Annotated in this window: 16 protein-coding genes and 2 tRNA genes; 10 read left to right on the forward strand and 8 right to left on the reverse strand. The window is 65.8% G+C overall.

Going from position 1 to position 17,728, the window contains the following annotated elements; translation table 11 throughout:
* Positions 1 to 29: 29 nt before the first annotated feature.
* Genes OG976_RS13315 through rpmH form a run of 8 tightly spaced genes read right to left on the reverse strand, consistent with a single transcriptional unit; the run spans position 30 to position 5,154 of the window.
* Positions 30 to 998, reverse strand: coding sequence for a ParB/RepB/Spo0J family partition protein (locus OG976_RS13315; protein WP_328362967.1), 969 nt, complete (start codon positions 996 to 998; stop codon positions 30 to 32).
* Entirely contained in the window at positions 995 to 1,939 is a 945-nt protein-coding gene (locus tag OG976_RS13320) for a ParA family protein (RefSeq protein ID WP_328362970.1), read from the reverse strand. Before OG976_RS13320 ends, OG976_RS13315 begins: the two co-directional genes overlap by 4 nt.
* On the reverse strand, positions 1,936 to 2,628 hold the full coding sequence (gene rsmG / locus OG976_RS13325) for a 16S rRNA (guanine(527)-N(7))-methyltransferase RsmG (RefSeq protein ID WP_328362973.1): 693 nt from the start codon (positions 2,626 to 2,628) through the stop codon (positions 1,936 to 1,938). The genes OG976_RS13320 and rsmG overlap by 4 nt, the downstream gene beginning before the upstream one ends.
* A gap of 50 nt (positions 2,629 to 2,678) precedes the next feature.
* Complete coding sequence (locus OG976_RS13330) at positions 2,679 to 3,224, reverse strand: Jag family protein (RefSeq protein ID WP_328362976.1); 546 nt, start codon at positions 3,222 to 3,224, stop codon at positions 2,679 to 2,681.
* A gap of 34 nt (positions 3,225 to 3,258) precedes the next feature.
* On the reverse strand, positions 3,259 to 4,338 hold the full coding sequence (gene yidC / locus OG976_RS13335) for a membrane protein insertase YidC (RefSeq protein WP_328362979.1): 1,080 nt from the start codon (positions 4,336 to 4,338) through the stop codon (positions 3,259 to 3,261).
* Positions 4,331 to 4,645, reverse strand: a complete 315-nt coding sequence (yidD, locus tag OG976_RS13340) for a membrane protein insertion efficiency factor YidD (RefSeq protein ID WP_328362981.1) — start codon at positions 4,643 to 4,645, stop codon at positions 4,331 to 4,333. Before yidD ends, yidC begins: the two co-directional genes overlap by 8 nt.
* Positions 4,642 to 4,992: a ribonuclease P protein component gene (gene rnpA, locus OG976_RS13345; protein WP_328362984.1), complete on the reverse strand. Its 351-nt coding sequence runs from the start codon at positions 4,990 to 4,992 to the stop codon at positions 4,642 to 4,644. Before rnpA ends, yidD begins: the two co-directional genes overlap by 4 nt.
* A gap of 18 nt (positions 4,993 to 5,010) precedes the next feature.
* Positions 5,011 to 5,154 (reverse strand): 50S ribosomal protein L34, encoded by a 144-nt coding sequence (rpmH, locus tag OG976_RS13350; RefSeq protein WP_057149900.1) that lies wholly within the window; start codon positions 5,152 to 5,154, stop codon positions 5,011 to 5,013.
* A 562-nt stretch (positions 5,155 to 5,716) separates the two neighbouring features.
* Between rpmH and dnaA the strand changes: the two genes are divergently transcribed.
* From dnaA to OG976_RS13400, 10 genes are all read left to right on the forward strand, one after another.
* The gene (gene dnaA / locus OG976_RS13355) at positions 5,717 to 7,219 is read left to right on the forward strand and encodes a chromosomal replication initiator protein DnaA (protein WP_328362994.1); all 1,503 of its coding nucleotides are present in this window, start codon (positions 5,717 to 5,719) and stop codon (positions 7,217 to 7,219) included.
* Between the two features lie 508 nt (positions 7,220 to 7,727).
* On the forward strand, positions 7,728 to 8,921 hold the full coding sequence (gene dnaN / locus OG976_RS13360) for a DNA polymerase III subunit beta (protein ID WP_328362996.1): 1,194 nt from the start codon (positions 7,728 to 7,730) through the stop codon (positions 8,919 to 8,921).
* Positions 8,922 to 8,945: 24 nt separating this feature from the next.
* Positions 8,946 to 9,839, forward strand: a complete 894-nt coding sequence (gene gnd / locus OG976_RS13365; protein WP_328362999.1) for a phosphogluconate dehydrogenase (NAD(+)-dependent, decarboxylating) — start codon at positions 8,946 to 8,948, stop codon at positions 9,837 to 9,839.
* 8 nt (positions 9,840 to 9,847) lie between these two features.
* Entirely contained in the window at positions 9,848 to 10,996 is a 1,149-nt protein-coding gene (recF, locus tag OG976_RS13370) for a DNA replication/repair protein RecF (RefSeq protein WP_328363002.1), read from the forward strand.
* Complete coding sequence (locus OG976_RS13375; RefSeq protein WP_328363006.1) at positions 10,993 to 11,571, forward strand: DUF721 family protein; 579 nt, start codon at positions 10,993 to 10,995, stop codon at positions 11,569 to 11,571. The genes recF and OG976_RS13375 overlap by 4 nt, the downstream gene beginning before the upstream one ends.
* A gap of 223 nt (positions 11,572 to 11,794) precedes the next feature.
* Complete coding sequence (gene gyrB / locus OG976_RS13380; RefSeq protein ID WP_328363009.1) at positions 11,795 to 13,825, forward strand: DNA topoisomerase (ATP-hydrolyzing) subunit B; 2,031 nt, start codon at positions 11,795 to 11,797, stop codon at positions 13,823 to 13,825.
* A 28-nt stretch (positions 13,826 to 13,853) separates the two neighbouring features.
* Positions 13,854 to 16,373, forward strand: coding sequence for a DNA gyrase subunit A (gyrA, locus tag OG976_RS13385; protein WP_328363012.1), 2,520 nt, complete (start codon positions 13,854 to 13,856; stop codon positions 16,371 to 16,373).
* A gap of 33 nt (positions 16,374 to 16,406) precedes the next feature.
* Positions 16,407 to 17,339: a DUF3566 domain-containing protein gene (locus OG976_RS13390; protein ID WP_328363014.1), complete on the forward strand. Its 933-nt coding sequence runs from the start codon at positions 16,407 to 16,409 to the stop codon at positions 17,337 to 17,339.
* 64 nt (positions 17,340 to 17,403) lie between these two features.
* Positions 17,404 to 17,477: transfer RNA gene (locus tag OG976_RS13395), tRNA-Ile, on the forward strand.
* 134 nt (positions 17,478 to 17,611) lie between these two features.
* Positions 17,612 to 17,684, forward strand: a tRNA-Ala gene (locus OG976_RS13400).
* Positions 17,685 to 17,728: the final 44 nt, after the last annotated feature.

Consider the following 17,728-nt stretch of genomic DNA (forward strand, 5'->3'; position numbering starts at 1 on the left):
AACTACCTGGTGTCCTAGTGTGGCCGTTTTCAGCCCGCAGAAGGGTCCATCATGCCCACGATCCTCTGCAAGTCCTCCACCGATCCGAACTCGACGACGATCTTGCCTTTGCGCTTGCCCAGGCTCACCATGACCCGCGTATCGAAGGTTCCGGAGAGTCGCTCGGCGACCTCTTGCAGTCCCGGCATCTGGATCGGCTTGCGGCGCGGCTGGGCCGGCACCTTGCCGTCGCCCCGGTTGGCCAGAGTGACCGCCTCTTCGGTGGCCCGGACCGACAGGCCTTCGGCGACGATCCGCGCGGCCAACTCCTCCTGCGCCTCCGAGCCGGCTTCCAGCGCCAGCAACGCGCGGGCGTGCCCGGCGGACAGCACCCCGGCGGCCACCCGCCGCTGAACCGCGATCGGCAACCGCAGCAAGCGGATCATGTTCGAGATCACCGGACGGGACCGGCCGATCCGGGAGGCGAGTTCGTCGTGTGTCACGTCGAACTCTTCGAGCAACTGCTGGTATGCCGCCGCCTCTTCCAGTGGGTTGAGCTGAGCCCGGTGGATGTTCTCCAGCAGAGCGTCGCGTAGCAGATTGTCTTCCGCGGTCTCGCGGATGATCGCCGGGATGGTCGCCAGCCCGGCCTGCTGGGCCGCGCGCCAGCGCCGCTCCCCCATCACCAGCTGATAGCGCGCCGGCTCTCCTGGGGCCCCGCCGGGGACCGCACGCACGACGATGGGCTGCATCAGACCGAACTCGCGGATCGAATGCACGAGCTCGGCCAAGGCCTCTTCGTCGAAGACCTGCCGTGGCTGTTTGGGGTTCGGCTCGATCGCCGACGGGTCGAGCTCGCGGTAGACCGCACCGACACTGTCGGTGTCGCTGGGTGCCGCACCGAACACCGCGTCGGCCGCCGCGTCACCCATTCGCGGACCGCCGTCGGCCGGACTGGTCGGGATCAGCGATGCCAGCCCGCGGCCGAGGCCGCCCTTGCGCCGCGATGGCTGCGTCATGCGTGTGCCTCTCCTGGTGCCGAGATGTCCCGGGTTGCGAGTTCGCGACTCGCATCGAGATAGCTCATCGCGCCCCGTGAGCCGGGATCGTAATCGATGATCGTCATGCTGTAGCCCGGCGCCTCCGAGATCTTGACGCTACGCGGGATGACCGTCTTGAGGACCTTGTCGCCGAAATACCGGCGCACCTCGTTGGCGACTTGGTCGGCCAGCTTGGTCCGGCCGTCGTACATCGTGAGGATGACGGTCGAGACCCGCAGCCGCGGATTGAGGTGGGCGCGGACCATCTCGATATTGTTCATCAGCTGGGAGACGCCCTCGAGCGCGTAGTACTCGCACTGGATGGGGATCAATACCTCGGGTGCCGCGACCAAGGCGTTGATCGTCAGCAGGCCCAGCGAGGGCGGGCAGTCGATGAACACGAAGTCGAAGTCGGACTCGTCGAGGGTCGCCAGCGCGGTACGCAACCGGTTCTCCCGGGCCACCATGCTGACGAGTTCGATCTCGGCGCCGGCCAGGTCGATGGTGGCCGGCACGCAGAACAGGCGGTCGCTGTGCGGACTCTGGCGAATGGCGGCCTGCAGCGGAATCTCGCCGAGGAGGACTTCGTAGGACGACGGCGTACCGGACCGGCGCTCCGCGATGCCGAGGGCGGTGCTGGCGTTGCCCTGTGGGTCGAGATCGATCACCAGTGTCTTGAGCCCCTGGACCGCCAGGGCGGCGGCTACGTTGACCGCCGTCGTCGTCTTGCCGACGCCACCCTTCTGGTTGGCCACGGTGAAGACGCGGCGGTGCTTCGGGCGCGGCAAGCGGCCCGCGGCCGTGTGCAGCACCTGCATCGCACGCTCAGCAGCGGCGCCGATCGGGGTATCGAATTCGTCAGCCGACTTCCATGTTTCACGTGAAACATTTCCGCGACCCCCGCCAGGTGGCACAGTCATGGTCTTCTTCTCTCCGCTGTTCGCGTCGGCCGCCTTCGGCCCGGTGCCCGCTCCCCCCGTACCGCGATCACCACGGTGACGGGGGGACTCGAATAGCTCACGCCACATCTCACCACCCTGATATCGGTTGCGCCTAGCAAGGCCATGGCGCGCTCGGCCTCGACGACCTCTTCTTCTGCGCGCTCCCCCTTCAGGGCCAGCATTCGGCCGCCGGGGCGCAGCAGCGGGAAGCTCCACCGAACCAGCTTGTCCAACGAGGCGACGGCGCGCGACACCACGACGTCGGCGCCTCCGACTGCCGTGCGCACACCGGGCTCTTCGGCGCGGCCGCGAATAACCTCTGCGGCGACACCCAACTCCTGGATCGCTTCGGTGAGGAAGTCGGTGCGGCGCAGCATTGGTTCGACAAGCGCGACATGGACATCCGGGCGGGCGATCGCGATCGGCAGCCCGGGCAGTCCCGCGCCGCTACCGATATCCGCGATCCGCGCATCCTGCTCGAGCAACTCCGCCACGGCGGCGCTATTGAGGATGTGGCGGTCCCAGATCCTGTCGACCTCGCGCGGTCCGATCAGTCCGCGCTCGACACCCGGCCCGGCGAGCAGGTCCGCGTATCGCTGCGCCAACTCCAGACGATCCCCGAAGACTTCGGCGGCGGCTGGAGGCGGTGGCTCGCCCGCATGTTTCACGTGAAACATCCTCCGTTCGCCCGGCCGCGCTGAACTACATCGATGTAACTTCAGTCCTTCAGGACGACCACGCGGCGAGACGGTTCCACGCCTTCGCTCTCGCTGTGCACACCGTCGACTGCGGCGACCGCGTCGTGGACGATCTTGCGCTCGAACGGCGTCATCGGTGCGAGCTCTTCGCGGCCGCCGTTGTCGGCCACCCGGCGCGCAACCTTGTCGCCCAGGGCGGTGAGTTCCTCGCGGCGCTGGCGGCGCCAGTTGGCGACGTCCAGCATCAGCCGGCTGCGCTCACCGGTCTTCTGGTGAACGGCGAGCCGGGTCAGCTCCTGCAGCGCGTCGAGCACCTCGCCCTTGCGTCCGACCAGCTTCGCCAAGTCGTCGCCGCCGTCGATGCTGACGATCGCGCGGTTGCCCTCGACGTCGAGGTCGATGTCGCCGTCGAAGTCCAACAGGTCGAGCAGTTCCTCGAGATAGTCGCCGGCGATCTCGCCCTCGGCGACCAAGCGGTCTTCGAGGTCTTCGCCCTTGGCCGGCCGCGCGTCAGCGTCGATCGCCTCGGCGGTGTCGGTCAGTTCCGTGGTGTCTGCATCCGTCATGTGTCTCTCCCTCTTTCGCCGGAATCGAATCCGGTCAACGTTTCTTCTTCCGGGGGCGCGCACCGGGCCGTGGCGTTGGCCCCGGGGTCGGCCCTGGCTTCGTCGCAGCGTCAGGTGCGCCGTCGTCACTCGCCTCGGTCTCGTCCGCGGCGGGCTCCTCGGCGTTGTCGCCGGTTCCGTTCGTCACCGCCGCGCCGCCCTTCTTGGGCTTCGTCGGCTTGGCACCCGGAGCCGGGGCATTGGCCGAACGCCGCGCCAGCGCCTCTTCCTTCTTGGCTTCTTCTTCCTTCTCGATCCGGTTGAAGACGTAGTGCTGCTGGCCGAAGGTCCAGATGTTGTTCGACACCCAGTAGATGATGATCGCGATCGGCAGGAAGGGGCCGCCGACGACAACGCCCAGCGGGAAGACGTAGAGCGCGAGCTTGTTCATCATCGCGGTCTGCGGGTTGGCCGCGGCTTCCGGACTTTGGCGTGCCACCGAGGCGCGGCTGTTGAAGTAGGTCGCAATGCCGGCGGCGAACATCAGCGGGATGCCTACCGCGATCACGGCCGCGCGATTGAACTCGGTGAAGGCTTCCAGGCCGTGCTGCTGAATCATCGTGGCGCCCAGTGGCGCTCCGAACAGGTTGGCATCCAGGAAGTGGCCGACATCGGTCGCGCTGAACACATAGTTCGGCAGGCTCTTGTTCTCGTCGACCGACAGCCCGAGCCGGCCGATACCGGTCTGGGTGCGGTTGAACGACATCAGCACGTGATACAGGCCGAGGAACACCGGGATCTGGGCGAGCATGGGCAGACAGCCGAGGATCGGGTTGAACCCGTGTTCCTTCTGCAGCTTCTGCATCTCCAGCGCCATCCGCTGGCGGTCCTTGCCGTACTTCTTCTGCAGCGCCTTGATCTGCGGCTGCAGCTCCTGCATCTGGCGAGTGGTGCGGATCTGCCGGACGAACGGCTTGTAGAGCAGAGCGCGCAGGGTGAACACCAGGAACATCACCGACAGCGCCCAGGCGAAGAAGTTGGTCGGGCCCAGGATGAAACCGAACAGCTTGTACCAAAGCCACATGATCCCGGACACCGGGTAATAGACGAAGTCGAGGCTGAACCAATTAAACATGTGTGCTCCTGGCTTCGTGTTCGACGCACGTGTGGGTCGACTGCGGCTGGCGCTCGGGGATTGGATCCCATCCTCCCCGATGCCAGGGTCCACACTTCCCCAGCCGAACCGCAGTCAGCCAGCTCCCCTTGAAGAAGCCGTACTCGGCAAGTGCCTCAACCGCGTACTGGCTACAGGTCGGGGTGAACCGGCATGTCGGCAGCCGCAGCGGAGAGATGGTGTGGCGGTAGAGCTCGATGAGGAAAATCAGGGCGCGCACCGGTAGTGCCCGAACACGGGTGAGCGGGCTCTGACTCCGCGTGCTCACCGGTTCTTCTCCATCAGTTTGTGCGTGCGCTGCAGTCCACTGCGCAACTGCTGCTCGAGCCGAGCCGACATCGCTGTGCGGCTGCTCGGCAGAGCACGGATGACGACGCGGTCGCCGGGACCCAGATCGGAGATCACGTTGCGGGCCACATGGCGCAACTGACGGGACACCCGGTGGCGTTGCACCGCCGATCCCACCGACTTCGAGACCACCAGGCCGATCCGTGGGCCGCCGTCGTCCTCGCGTCGTGCGTGCACGACGATATCCGGCTGCACCGCTCGCACCCCGTGCTTGACGGTGGCACCGAACTCCGCAGACCGTGTCATCCGGAACTGAGCCGGGAGCACGCCGCGCGATCCTGTGGATCAGGCAGTCAGGGAACGACGACCCTTACGGCGCCGCTCCGACACGATCGCGCGTCCTGCGCGCGTCCGCATACGCAGCCGGAAACCATGAACCCGCGCCCGGCGCCGGTTGTTCGGCTGGAAGGTCCGCTTGCCCTTGGCCACGGCAGTCTCTCCTTGTTGCATATGGCCGCCGCCGCCCGGTGAACACGCTCACGCTGCACACCTGACGAAACGACAGCTCGTTATAAGCTCTGGTCTCGCTCGTAACCGGCGCGGTCCCGAAAATCCGGTCGCAGCCGTGTCGCCGACGTTCGGGCGACTGTTCGAGGGTACTGACGTCATTTCGTCAGGTCAAACCGCCTTGTCAGTGCTCCCGGTAGACGCACGGATTTACTGGCGTCACAACCGTCACGCACGCCGCGGGATAGCGCAGAATCAGCGTGATCGCAATGTTGCAGAACGGTTGGCACTCGCCGGGAAAACTGTTAGCTTCTGCCAGAGCCGTTTCCATGGGAAGCGGCAGTGGGAGTGCAAGCGGGAGGGCTAGGTCCGTCGAGAGTTCAGACAACACCGATTGACCGGATTACCCACCGACCCGTTACCTTCCGCCGATATGCTGCGAGGCGAGGACAGTTGACCTGTCCACACCTGTGGATAACCTTGTGGACAGTTTTCGTCGTCTCTTTTTATTCGCCACCCGACCTCGGACCAGGGGGATCTGTCGTTGACCGATGATCCCGGTTCCGCATTCGCTTCGGTGTGGAGTTCCGTCGTCGCCGAACTGAATGGCGATGGCGATCGCGACTCCGCCGGCCCCAACGGCTCCGGCCCGGAATCTCCGCTGACTCCCCAACAAAGAGCCTGGTTGAAGCTGGTACAGCCGTTGACGATCGTCGAGGGCTTCGCTCTGCTGTCGGTGCCGAGCAGTTTCGTCCAGAACGAGATCGAACGTCATCTACGCATTCAGATCGTCGACGCGCTGAGCCGTCGTCTCGGTCACCGGGTGGAGCTCGGTGTGCGTATCGCGCCGCCCAGCGAGGATCAGCACGACGAGGCGCTCGCCAGCGATCCGTCCACCGCTGAATCCGATCTCGACGAGGTCGACGAGGATCGCGAGGCGCTCGCCAGCGCTCATGAAACCTGGCCGACGTACTTCACCGAGCGTCCACGCAGCAACACCTCTGCCGACACTCCCGGAACAAGTCTCAACCGCCGGTATACCTTTGACACGTTCGTCATCGGTGCCTCGAATCGATTCGCTCACGCGGCCGCACTGGCGATTGCTGAAGCACCCGCGAGGGCGTACAACCCGCTGTTCATCTGGGGTGAGTCCGGGCTGGGTAAGACCCACCTGCTGCACGCCGCGGGTAACTATGCCCAGCGGCTGTTTCCCGGCATGCGGGTCAAGTACGTCTCGACTGAAGAGTTCACCAACGACTTCATCAACTCGCTTCGTGACGACCGCAAAGTCGCCTTCAAGCGCAGTTACCGCGACATCGACGTGCTGCTGGTCGACGACATCCAGTTCATCGAGGGCAAAGAAGGTATCCAGGAAGAGTTCTTCCATACCTTCAACACCCTGCACAACGCCAACAAGCAGATCGTCATCTCCTCCGACCGGCCGCCCAAACAGCTGGCCACCCTCGAGGACCGGCTGCGGACCCGCTTCGAGTGGGGCTTGATCACCGACGTCCAGCCTCCCGAACTCGAAACCCGGATCGCCATCCTGCGCAAGAAGGCACAGATGGATCGCCTCGACGTCCCTGATGACGTCCTGGAACTCATCGCCAGCAGTATCGAGCGCAACATCCGCGAACTCGAGGGCGCTCTGATCCGCGTCACAGCGTTCGCCTCGTTGAACCGGACGCCGATAGACAAGGCACTGGCCGAGATCGTCCTTCGCGATCTGATCGCCGACGCCGGCAGCATGCAGATCAGCGCCGCCACCATCATGGCCGCCACTGCCGAGTACTTCGACACCACCGTCGAGGAACTACGGGGCCCCGGCAAGACCAGGGCGCTCGCGCAGTCGCGTCAGATCGCGATGTATCTGTGCCGCGAACTCACCGACCTGTCCCTGCCCAAGATCGGGCAGGCGTTCGGCCGCGACCACACCACGGTGATGTACGCGCAGAAGAAGATCCTCAACGAAATGGCGTACCGCCGCGAGGTCTTCGACACCGTCAAGGAACTCACCACACGGATTCGCCAGCGCTCCAAGCGCTGAAATTCCCACTCTTTCCGGCACTGCGATCAAAAAACTTTGGACGCAGTTGTCACAGCCGTCACAACATCCGGTGTGCACACCGCTGTGCACAACATCGGGTACTGAGCAGCAGTGGCCGGGGATGGTGATGGACAACCCCCCGAATTCCACACCCGCGGCCGCCGGAGCCCACCGTCATCCACAATCCATCCACACTGCCGAATGACACCCGAGCAGGCGTTCAGTGCCTCGATCCACAGAATGCACAGGCCCTATTACTGTTACGAATCTCTCTCCCTAGAAAACTCCTTGAAAGCAGGGCCTGGGGAACACGTCATGCACAAGCTCGCTGTGGTGTCTGACCGCGGTTTTGTCACCGTGATCGATTAGCTTTCAAGTTGGCGTCCGACGCTCTACGGTTGTGGTTCTGACTGCCGCTCGGCGGCTGTCGCTCGCAGATCACGTTCGCCCGGTGCTTTTGGTGCTGGGTGCGCTGGTCAGGGGTTTGTTGGGGTGATGAAGGGACACTATGGACGTGGCGACAACGACGGTTGGCTCCGACTTGAAAGTTCGCCTGGTGCGGGAGGACTTCGCCGAGGCGGTGGCCTGGGTTGCACGCAACCTGCCGACGCGCCCGACGGTGCCCGTGCTGGCCGGGGTGTTGCTCACCGGCACCGAGGACGGGCTGACCATCTCGGGATTCGACTACGAAGTGTCTGCCGAGGTCCGTGTTCCCGCTGAAATAGCTTCTCCCGGAAGCGTTTTGGTGTCCGGACGGTTGCTGTCCGACATCACCAAGTCGTTGCCGGCCAAGCCGGTTGACGTCGCTGTCGAAGGCACTCGCGTCGCACTGACCTGCGGTAGCGCCCGCTTCTCCCTGCCGACGATGGCGGTCGAGGACTACCCGGCCCTGCCGGCTCTGCCGGATGAGACCGGTGTCATCTCCGCCGACGTGTTCGGTGAGGCCATCGGCCAGGTCGCGGTGGCGGCCGGCAAGGACGACACCCTGCCGATGCTCACCGGTATCCGGGTGGAGATTTCCGGTGAGACAGTGGTTTTGGCGGCCACCGATCGGTTCCGCCTGGCGGTGCGTGAGCTCACCTGGTCGACGTCGTCGCCGAGCCTGGAAGCCGCGGTGCTCGTTCCGGCCAAGACGCTGGCCGAGGCCGCCAAAGCAGGCACGTCCGGTTCGGAGGTGCATCTGGCTTTGGGCGCCGGCTCGTCGGTCGGCAAGGAAGGGCTTCTCGGGATTCGCAGCGCGGGCAAGCGCAGCACCACCCGACTGCTCGATGCCGAGTTCCCGAAGTTCCGTCAGCTGCTGCCCAGTGAGCACACCGCGATCGCCTCGATCGGTGTCGCCGAACTGACCGAAGCCATCAAGCGTGTGGCGCTGGTCGCCGACCGTGGTGCGCAGGTTCGGATGGAATTCAGTGACGGTGTGCTGCACCTGTCCGCCGGCGCCGACGATGTGGGTCGTGCCGAAGAGGATCTGCCCGTCGACTTCTTCGGCGAACCGCTGACGATCGCGTTCAACCCCACTTACTTGACCGACGGCCTGGGCTCACTGCATTCCGATCGTGTGACATTCGGATTCACCACCCCCAGCCGACCTGCCGTGTTACGACCGGCGGGCGATGATGAGCAGGTGGATGGCACCGGACCGTTCCCTGCCATTCAGACGGACTACGTATACCTGTTGATGCCGGTGCGCTTGCCCGGCTGACCGCGGCGACGAAAGAGGCACAACATGCAGTTGGGATTGGTCGGGCTCGGCAAGATGGGCTTCAACATGCGCCAGCGCTTGCGCGAAGGCGGGCACGAAGTCATCGGTTTCGACCCGCGCCCGGAGGTGAGTGACACTGCTAGCCTCGCGGCTTTGGCCGAGGCCCTGACCGCACCCCGGGTGGTGTGGGTCATGGTTCCCTCAGGACCGATCACGGACGAGACGATCACCTCATTGGCGGAGGTCCTCAGTCCCGGTGATCTCGTGATCGACGGCGGCAACTCCCGCTACACCGAGGACGCCCCGCACGCGGAAATGCTTGGGAAAAAAGGGATTTCATTTGTCGACGCCGGTGTCTCCGGCGGTGTGTGGGGCCTGACCGAGGGATACGGTCTGATGGTCGGTGGCAGCGACGAGGACATCGCCCGGGTGATGCCGATCTTCGACACCCTGCGCCCGCAGGGCCCGGTGGAAGACGGTTTCGTTCATGCCGGACCGGTCGGCGCCGGCCACTACGCCAAGATGGTGCACAACGGTATCGAGTACGGCCTGATGATGGCCTACGCCGAAGGCTATGAACTGCTGGCCGCCGAACCGTTGATCAAGGACACCCAGGCGGTGATCCAGGCCTGGACCAACGGCACAGTCGTACGCTCCTGGTTGCAGCAACTGCTGGCCAAGGCACTCAAAGAAGACCCGAACTTCATCGACATCTCCGGCTACACCGAGGATTCCGGCGAAGGCCGCTGGACAGTGGAGGAAGCGATTCACCACCGGGTCCCGATGCCGGTGATCGCCGCCTCGCTGTTCGCCCGGTTCGCCTCCCGGCAGGACGACTCCCCCACCATGAAGGCGGTCTCGGCTCTGCGCAACCAGTTCGGCGGCCACGCTGTCAAACGAGTTCCGTTGTCGGGCTAGCTACCACGATGTACGTTCGGCACCTGGCGTTGCGCGACTTCCGGTCGTGGGCACATGTCGACCTGGATTTGACGCCAGGTCGCACGGTGTTCGTCGGGTCCAACGGCTACGGTAAAACCAATCTCGTTGAAGCACTGTGGTATTGCGCCACACTCGGCTCTCATCGAGTAGCCACCGACGCGCCGTTGATCAGGGCCGGCGCGCAACGCGCCGTTGTCTCGACGATCGTCGTCAACGAAGGCCGCGAACTTGCGGTCGATCTCGAGATCGCCGCGGGCCGGGCAAACAAGGGGCGCCTCAACAAGTCTCCGGTGCGCAGCACCAGGGAGGTCCTCGGAGCGGTGCGTGCGGTGCTGTTCGCCCCAGAGGATCTCGCGCTGGTGCGTGGTGATCCCGGCGAGCGGCGACGCTATCTCGACGAGCTCGCCACCGTGCGCCGGCCCCGGGTCGCGGCGATGCGCGCCGACTACGACAAGGTTCTCAAGCAACGCACCGCTCTGCTGAAATCCGCTGCGGGAGCACGCTATCGGGGCGATCGAAGCGTCCTGGAGACGCTGGATGTCTGGGACGGTCACCTCGCCGCACACGGCGCGGAGTTGATGGCCGCCCGGATCGAACTGGTGAATCTGCTGGCACCGGAGGTCGAGAAGGCCTACCAGCTGCTGGCCCCGGCCTCGCGACCGGCCGCCATCAGCTACCGCACCAGCGTGGAGTTGTCCGGTGCGGACGGCGAGGGAGCCGAGTTCCTGGAGTCCGCTCTGCTGGCCGGGCTGGCGCAGCGCCGCGATGCCGAATTGGAGCGCGGGATGTGTCTGGTCGGTCCGCACCGTGATGATCTGGAGTTGCGGTTGGGTGATCAGCTGGCCAAGGGTTTCGCCAGCCACGGCGAATCCTGGTCGATGGCGCTGGCGTTGCGCCTGGCCGCCTACGAGTTGTTGCGCACGGAAGGCAGTGAACCGGTGCTGATCCTCGACGACGTGTTCGCGGAGTTGGACACCTCCCGCCGGCGCGCGCTGGCCGGCGTCGCTGCCGACGCCGAGCAGGTACTCGTCACTGCCGCTGTCGGTGAAGACATCCCGCCGGACTGGGATGCCACCCGGATCGGGATTTCCCTGGTCGATGACGACAGCGGCCGGATGTCGGCGGTGATGTCGTGAGCGACGTCGGCGACGATCAGGGTGAGGACGGCGTCGCACCGCCGGAACATCTGAGCGGACTGGCCGGGATGGATCTGGTGCGCCGGGCCCTGGAAGAGGCCCGCGGGGCCGCCCGTAGCCAAGGTAAAGAGGTCGGCCGCGGTGGCCGGTCGCCCTCGCGACGGCGCGGAACCTCGGGAAACACCGACCGCCGGAGGTGGTCGGGCCCCGGTCCCGACCGCCGCGACCCCCAGCCACTAGGGGCGGCGACTCGTGACCTCGCCAAGAGTCGTGGCTGGTCACCGCGGGTGGCCGAAGGCGCGGTGTTTGCCCAATGGGCCACCGTCGTCGGCGAGCAGATCGCCGAGCACGCCGAGCCCACCGCGCTGCGCGAGGGCGTACTGAGTGTGTCCGCGGAATCGACCGCCTGGGCGACCCAGTTGCGGATGGTCCAGGCCCAGCTGTTGGCCAAGATCGCGGCCGCGGTCGGCGACGGTGTGGTCACGTCCCTGAAGATCACCGGGCCGACCGCTCCGTCGTGGCGAAAAGGACGGCTGCACATCTCCGGGCGGGGCCCCCGGGACACGTACGGATGACCCGTACTACCACAGTCGGCTGACGGCCGCTTGGAGATCATCTGCTCGCGTGTCAAGCGTCATCACGTATGCCAATCCGAGAAATTCCGCGCACGGCGCAACTAGGTGTGCAGAAACGCGGCCGCAGAATCGGTCCGGTGAGGGGTTGGCGGTAGACTCAAGCAAGACCTGCGCGCGGTGTCTGATCCGCGCGCCTGCGATCCCCAAGGAGACCTGTCCGACCGTGCCTGCCTCGACGAAGAAAGATCCAGACTCCTACGGTGCCGGCTCGATCAAAATCCTCGAGGGCCTGGAAGCCGTCCGCAAACGTCCCGGCATGTATATCGGCTCCACCGGCGAGCGCGGCCTGCACCACCTGGTGTGGGAAGTTGTCGACAACGCCGTGGACGAGGCGATGGCCGGCTACGCGACCAAGGTCGACGTGCGGCTTCTCGAGGACGGCGGCGTCGAAGTCACCGACGACGGCCGCGGCATCCCGGTGGCCATGCACGACTCCGGTGTCCCCACCGTCGACGTCGTCATGACCGTGCTGCACGCGGGTGGAAAATTCGAAGAGGGCGCCTACACGGTCTCCGGCGGTCTGCACGGCGTTGGCGTCTCCGTCGTCAACGCGCTGTCCAGCCGGCTCGAGGCGGACATCCGCCGCGACGGCTTCGAGTGGTTCCAGACCTACGACAACTCCGTGCCCGGCACCCTCAAGCAAGGTGAGGCCAGCCGCCAGACCGGCACCACGATCCGATTCTGGGCCGATCCCAACATCTTTGAGACCACCACCTACGACTTCGAGACGGTGGCACGCCGCCTCCAGGAGATGGCCTTCCTCAACAAGGGCCTGACCATCAACCTGACCGACGAGCGGGTCACCCCTGAAGAGGTCGTCGACGACGTGGTCAGCGACACCGCCGAGGCGCCGAAGTCCGCGGAGGAGAAGGCCGCCGAGCAGGCTGCCGCCCCGCACAAGGTCAAGCACCGCACGTTCCTCTACCCGGGCGGCCTTGTCGACTTCGTCAAGCACATCAACCGCACCAAGCAGCCGATCCACAGCACCGTCGTCGACTTCTCCGGCAAGGGCGAGGGCCACGAGGTCGAGGTCGCGATGCAGTGGAACGCAGGCTATTCCGAGTCGGTGCACACCTTCGCCAACACCATCAACACTCACGAGGGCGGCACTCACGAGGAGGGCTTCCGTGCGGCGTTGACGACGGTGGTCAACAAGTACGCCAAGGACAAGAAGCTGCTCAAGGAGAAGGACGCGAACCTCACCGGTGACGACATCCGCGAGGGTCTGGCCGCCGTCATCTCGGTGAAGGTGGCCCAGCCGCAGTTCGAAGGCCAGACCAAGACCAAACTGGGCAATACCGAGGTGAAGTCGTTCGTGCAGCGCGTCTGCAACGAGCAGCTCGGCCACTGGTTCGAGGCCAATCCGTCGGACGCCAAGACGATCGTCAACAAGGCGGTGTCCTCGGCGCAGGCCCGCATCGCCGCCCGCAAGGCCCGGGAGTTGGTGCGCCGCAAGAGCGCAACCGACATCGGCGGCCTGCCGGGCAAGCTCGCCGACTGCCGCTCCACCGACCCGAGCAAATCCGAACTGTATGTGGTGGAGGGTGATTCGGCCGGCGGCTCGGCCAAGAGCGGGCGCGACTCGATGTTCCAGGCGATCCTGCCGTTGCGCGGCAAGATCATCAACGTCGAGAAGGCTCGCATCGACCGGGTGCTGAAGAACACCGAAGTCCAGGCCATCATCACCGCACTGGGCACCGGTATTCACGACGAGTTCGACCTCGCCAAGCTGCGCTATCACAAGATCGTGCTGATGGCCGACGCCGACGTTGACGGCCAACACATTTCGACGCTGCTGCTGACGCTGCTGTTCCGCTTCATGCGTCCGCTGATCGAGCACGGCCACGTGTTCCTGGCGCAGCCGCCGCTGTACAAACTCAAGTGGCAGCGCAGCGAGCACGAGTTCGTCTACTCCGACCGCGAACGCGACGCGATGCTCGAGGCAGGTCTGGCGTCCGGCAAGAAGATCAACAAGGACGACGGCATCCAGCGCTACAAAGGCCTTGGTGAGATGAACGCCAAGGAGTTGTGGGAGACCACGATGGACCCCTCGGTGCGGGTTCTGCGCCAGGTCACTCTCGACGACGCCGCCGCGGCCGACGAACTGTTCTCCATCCTGATGGGCGAGGACGTCGAGGCACGCCGCAGCTTCATCACCCGTAATGCCAAAGACGTTCGCTTCCTTGACGTTTAACCCGTCTCTGTAGGGACAAGAGGATCACATGACTGACACCACGTTGCCGCCGGGCGACGACGCAACCGGAGACCGCATCGAACCGGTCGACATCCAGCAGGAGATGCAGCGCAGCTACATCGATTACGCGATGAGCGTCATCGTCGGCCGCGCGTTGCCGGAGGTGCGCGACGGCCTCAAGCCGGTGCACCGCCGCGTGCTCTACGCGATGTACGACTCCGGGTTCCGGCCCGATCGCAGCCACGCGAAATCCGCTCGCTCGGTGGCCGAGACGATGGGTAACTACCACCCGCACGGTGACGCCTCGATCTACGACACCCTGGTCCGGATGGCCCAGCCGTGGTCGCTGCGCTACCCCTTGGTCGACGGGCAGGGCAACTTCGGTTCGCCGGGTAACGACCCGCCAGCCGCCATGCGGTACACCGAAGCTCGGCTCACGCCGCTGGCGATGGAGATGCTGCGTGAAATCGACGAGGAGACAGTCGATTTCGTCCCGAACTACGACGGCCGGGTGCAGGAGCCGACCGTCCTGCCGAGCCGGTTCCCCAACCTGCTGGCCAACGGTTCGGGCGGTATCGCCGTCGGTATGGCCACCAACATCCCGCCACACAACCTGCGCGAGCTGGCCGAGGCCGTCTACTGGTGCCTGGAGAACTTCGAGGCCGACGAGGAAGCCACCCTCGAGGCGGTCATCGAACGGGTCAAGGGCCCGGACTTTCCCACCCACGGCCTGATCGTCGGCACCCAGGGCATCCTGGACGCCTACCGCACCGGCCGCGGCTCGGTCCGGATGCGCGGTGTCGTCGAGATCGAGGAAGACGCCCGCGGGCGCACCGGCATCGTGATCACCGAGCTGCCATATCAGGTCAACCACGACAACTTCATCACCTCGATCGCCGAGCAGGTCCGCGACGGCAAGCTGGGCGGCATCTCCAACATCGAGGACCAGTCCAGCGACCGGGTGGGTCTGCGCATCGTCGTGGAGGTCAAGCGCGACGCCGTGGCCAAGGTGGTGCTGAACAACCTCTACAAGCACACCCAGCTGCAGACCAGCTTCGGCTGCAACATGCTGTCGATCGTCGACGGGGTGCCGCGCACGCTGCGCATCGACCAGATGATCCGCTACTACGTCATCCATCAGCTCGACGTGATCGTCCGGCGCACCACCTACCGGCTGCGCAAGGCCAACGAACGGGCCCACATCCTGCGCGGTCTGGTCAAGGCGCTCGACGCGCTCGATGAGGTGATCGCCCTGATCCGCGCCTCGGCCACGGTCGACATCGCCCGGGCCGGCCTGATCGAGCTGCTCGAGGTCGACGAGATCCAGGCCCAAGCCATCCTGGATATGCAGCTGCGCCGCCTGGCCGCCCTGGAACGCCAGCGGATCGTCGACCAACTGGCCGAGATCGAAGCCGAGATCGCCGACCTCGAGGACATCCTGGCCAAGCCGGAACGTCAGCGGGCGATCGTGCGCGACGAACTCAGGGAGATCGTCGACAAGTACGGCGACGACAGGCGCACCCGCATCATCGCCGCCGACGGCGAGGTGTCCGACGAGGATCTGATCGCCCGCGAGGACGTGGTCGTGACGATCACCGAGACCGGGTACGCCAAGCGCACCAAGACCGACCTGTACCGCAGCCAGAAACGCGGCGGCAAGGGTGTGCAGGGCGCCTCGCTCAAGCAGGACGACATCGTGCGGCACTTCTTCGTGTGCTCGACCCACGACTGGATCCTGTTCTTCACGACACAGGGCCGGGTGTATCGCGCCAAGGCCTACGACCTGCCCGAGGCGCAGCGCAATGCGCGCGGTCAGCACGTGGCCAACCTGCTGGCCTTCCAGCCCGAGGAGCGCATCGCCCAGGTCATCCAGATCAAGAGCTACGAGGACGCGCCCTATCTGGTGCTGGCCACCCGCAACGGGCTGGTGAAGAAGTCCAAGCTGTCCGACTTCGACTCCAACCGCTCGGGCGGCATCGTGGCGGTCAACCTGCGTGACGGCGACGAACTGGTCGGCGCGGTGCTGTGCTCGGCGGAGGACGACCTGCTGCTGGTCAGCGCCAACGGCCAGTCCATCCGGTTCTCGGCCACCGATGAGGCGCTGCGCCCGATGGGCCGGGCGACCTCGGGTGTGCAGGGCATGCGGTTCAACGAGGACGACCGTCTGCTGTCACTCAACGTGGTCCGTGAAGGGACGTATCTGCTGGTCGCGACGGCCGGCGGGTATTCCAAGCGCACCGCGATCGAGGAGTACACGGCTCAGGGTCGCGGCGGCAAGGGCATTCTGACCATCCAGTACGACCGGCGCCGCGGCAGCCTGGTCGGCGCACTGATCGTCGATGAGGACAGTGAAGTGTTCGCCATCACCTCCGGCGGCGGTGTCATCCGTACCGCGGCTCGCCAGGTCCGCAAGGCCGGACGCCAGACAAAGGGCGTTCGCTTGATGAACCTGGGCGAGGGCGACACACTGTTAGCCATTGCCCGCAATGCCGAGGAGCAGGAGGACGCGGAAGATGTGGCCGCGGACCCTGAAACCGATGCGACGTAGCGTGGCGCAGGGCAAACAGGTGAGGAGCTGGCGGTGAGCGCACCCAACGAGCCGGGTCAGACCGGACCGGGCGAGAGTCCGGGCAACGGGAACGGCTCGGCGGACCGGGCGGCGCCCCGGCCCGCCTCGGGTCCCAACGGCGGTACTGCTGATGTCCCGCCGTGGCAGCGGGGCGCCGCGCGGACCCGCCCGGGGGCCGCGCCGCAGCGTCCGGCCGCTGAGGGTGGCCCGTGGCCCGAGCCGCGTCCGCCGGCCCCGCCGGCAGGTTCACCGAGCATCGAGGACCGGGTGACCCGCTTCATCACGGGCACCGCGGCCCCCGACCTGTCGACGCTCGGCGGCCAGCCGCCAGCCCGCCAGGAGGCCCCGCTACCGGCCCGCCAGGACGCCGAGCCACCCGCACCGCGCCCGGAGACCCGGGCCGAGCGCACCGAGGTCGCCCGGCCGGAGGCCTACGCCAGCGAGCTGCCCGACCTGTCGGGTCCGCCGCCCAAGCCGGTACCGGCGCGCAAGCCCGCACCGGAGCGTCCGGCAGCGGAGGCACCGCCAGCCAAGTCCCCCAGCCCGATGCAGCGAATTCAGGTCGCCGCCAACCGTTCTCGCGGTCCGGTGCGTGCCAGCATGCAGATCCGGCACATCGACCCGTGGAGCGCGCTGAAGGTGTCGCTGCTGCTGTCGGTGGCGCTGTTCTTCGTGTGGATGATCGCCGTGGCGTTCCTGTATCTGGTGCTGGGCGGCATGGGTGTGTGGAGCAAGCTGAACAGCAACGTCGGCGATCTGCTGACCGCCACCAGTGGCGGCGGTGGTGAGCTGGTGTCCAGCGGGACGATCTTCGGTGGTGCCGCGTTGATCGGTCTGGTGAACATCGTGCTGCTGACCGCGATGGCCACGGTGGGTGCGTTCATCTACAACCTGAGCACCGACATCGTCGGCGGCGTTGAGGTCACCCTGGCTGACCGGGACTGATCGACCGGTTTGGGTGCAGTGCCCGGCTTGCGGTAATCTCGGCGCTCGGTCGTATGCGTAATACGGGCCTATAGCTCAGGTGGTTAGAGCGCTTCGCTGATAACGAAGAGGTCGGAGGTTCGAGTCCTCCTAGGCCCACGATGTCCTGGTCAACGGGAGGGGCGTCCGTGAGGATTGCAGTACTGGTTTCGGTGCTGGTTGCGGGCGCGGTGCTGGTCGGAATCGGCCGCCGCGGCGAAACCTGGCACACCCTCGACGACCGCGACTGACTCGGGGCCTTAGCTCAGTTGGTAGAGCGCTGCCTTTGCAAGGCAGATGTCAGGAGTTCGAATCTCCTAGGCTCCACAAGAATTCGTGCTCTTCAGGCGCCGCGCAATTACGTACACCGA

Source organism: Mycobacterium sp. NBC_00419 (assembly GCF_036023875.1).
Lineage (GTDB): Bacteria > Actinomycetota > Actinomycetes > Mycobacteriales > Mycobacteriaceae > Mycobacterium.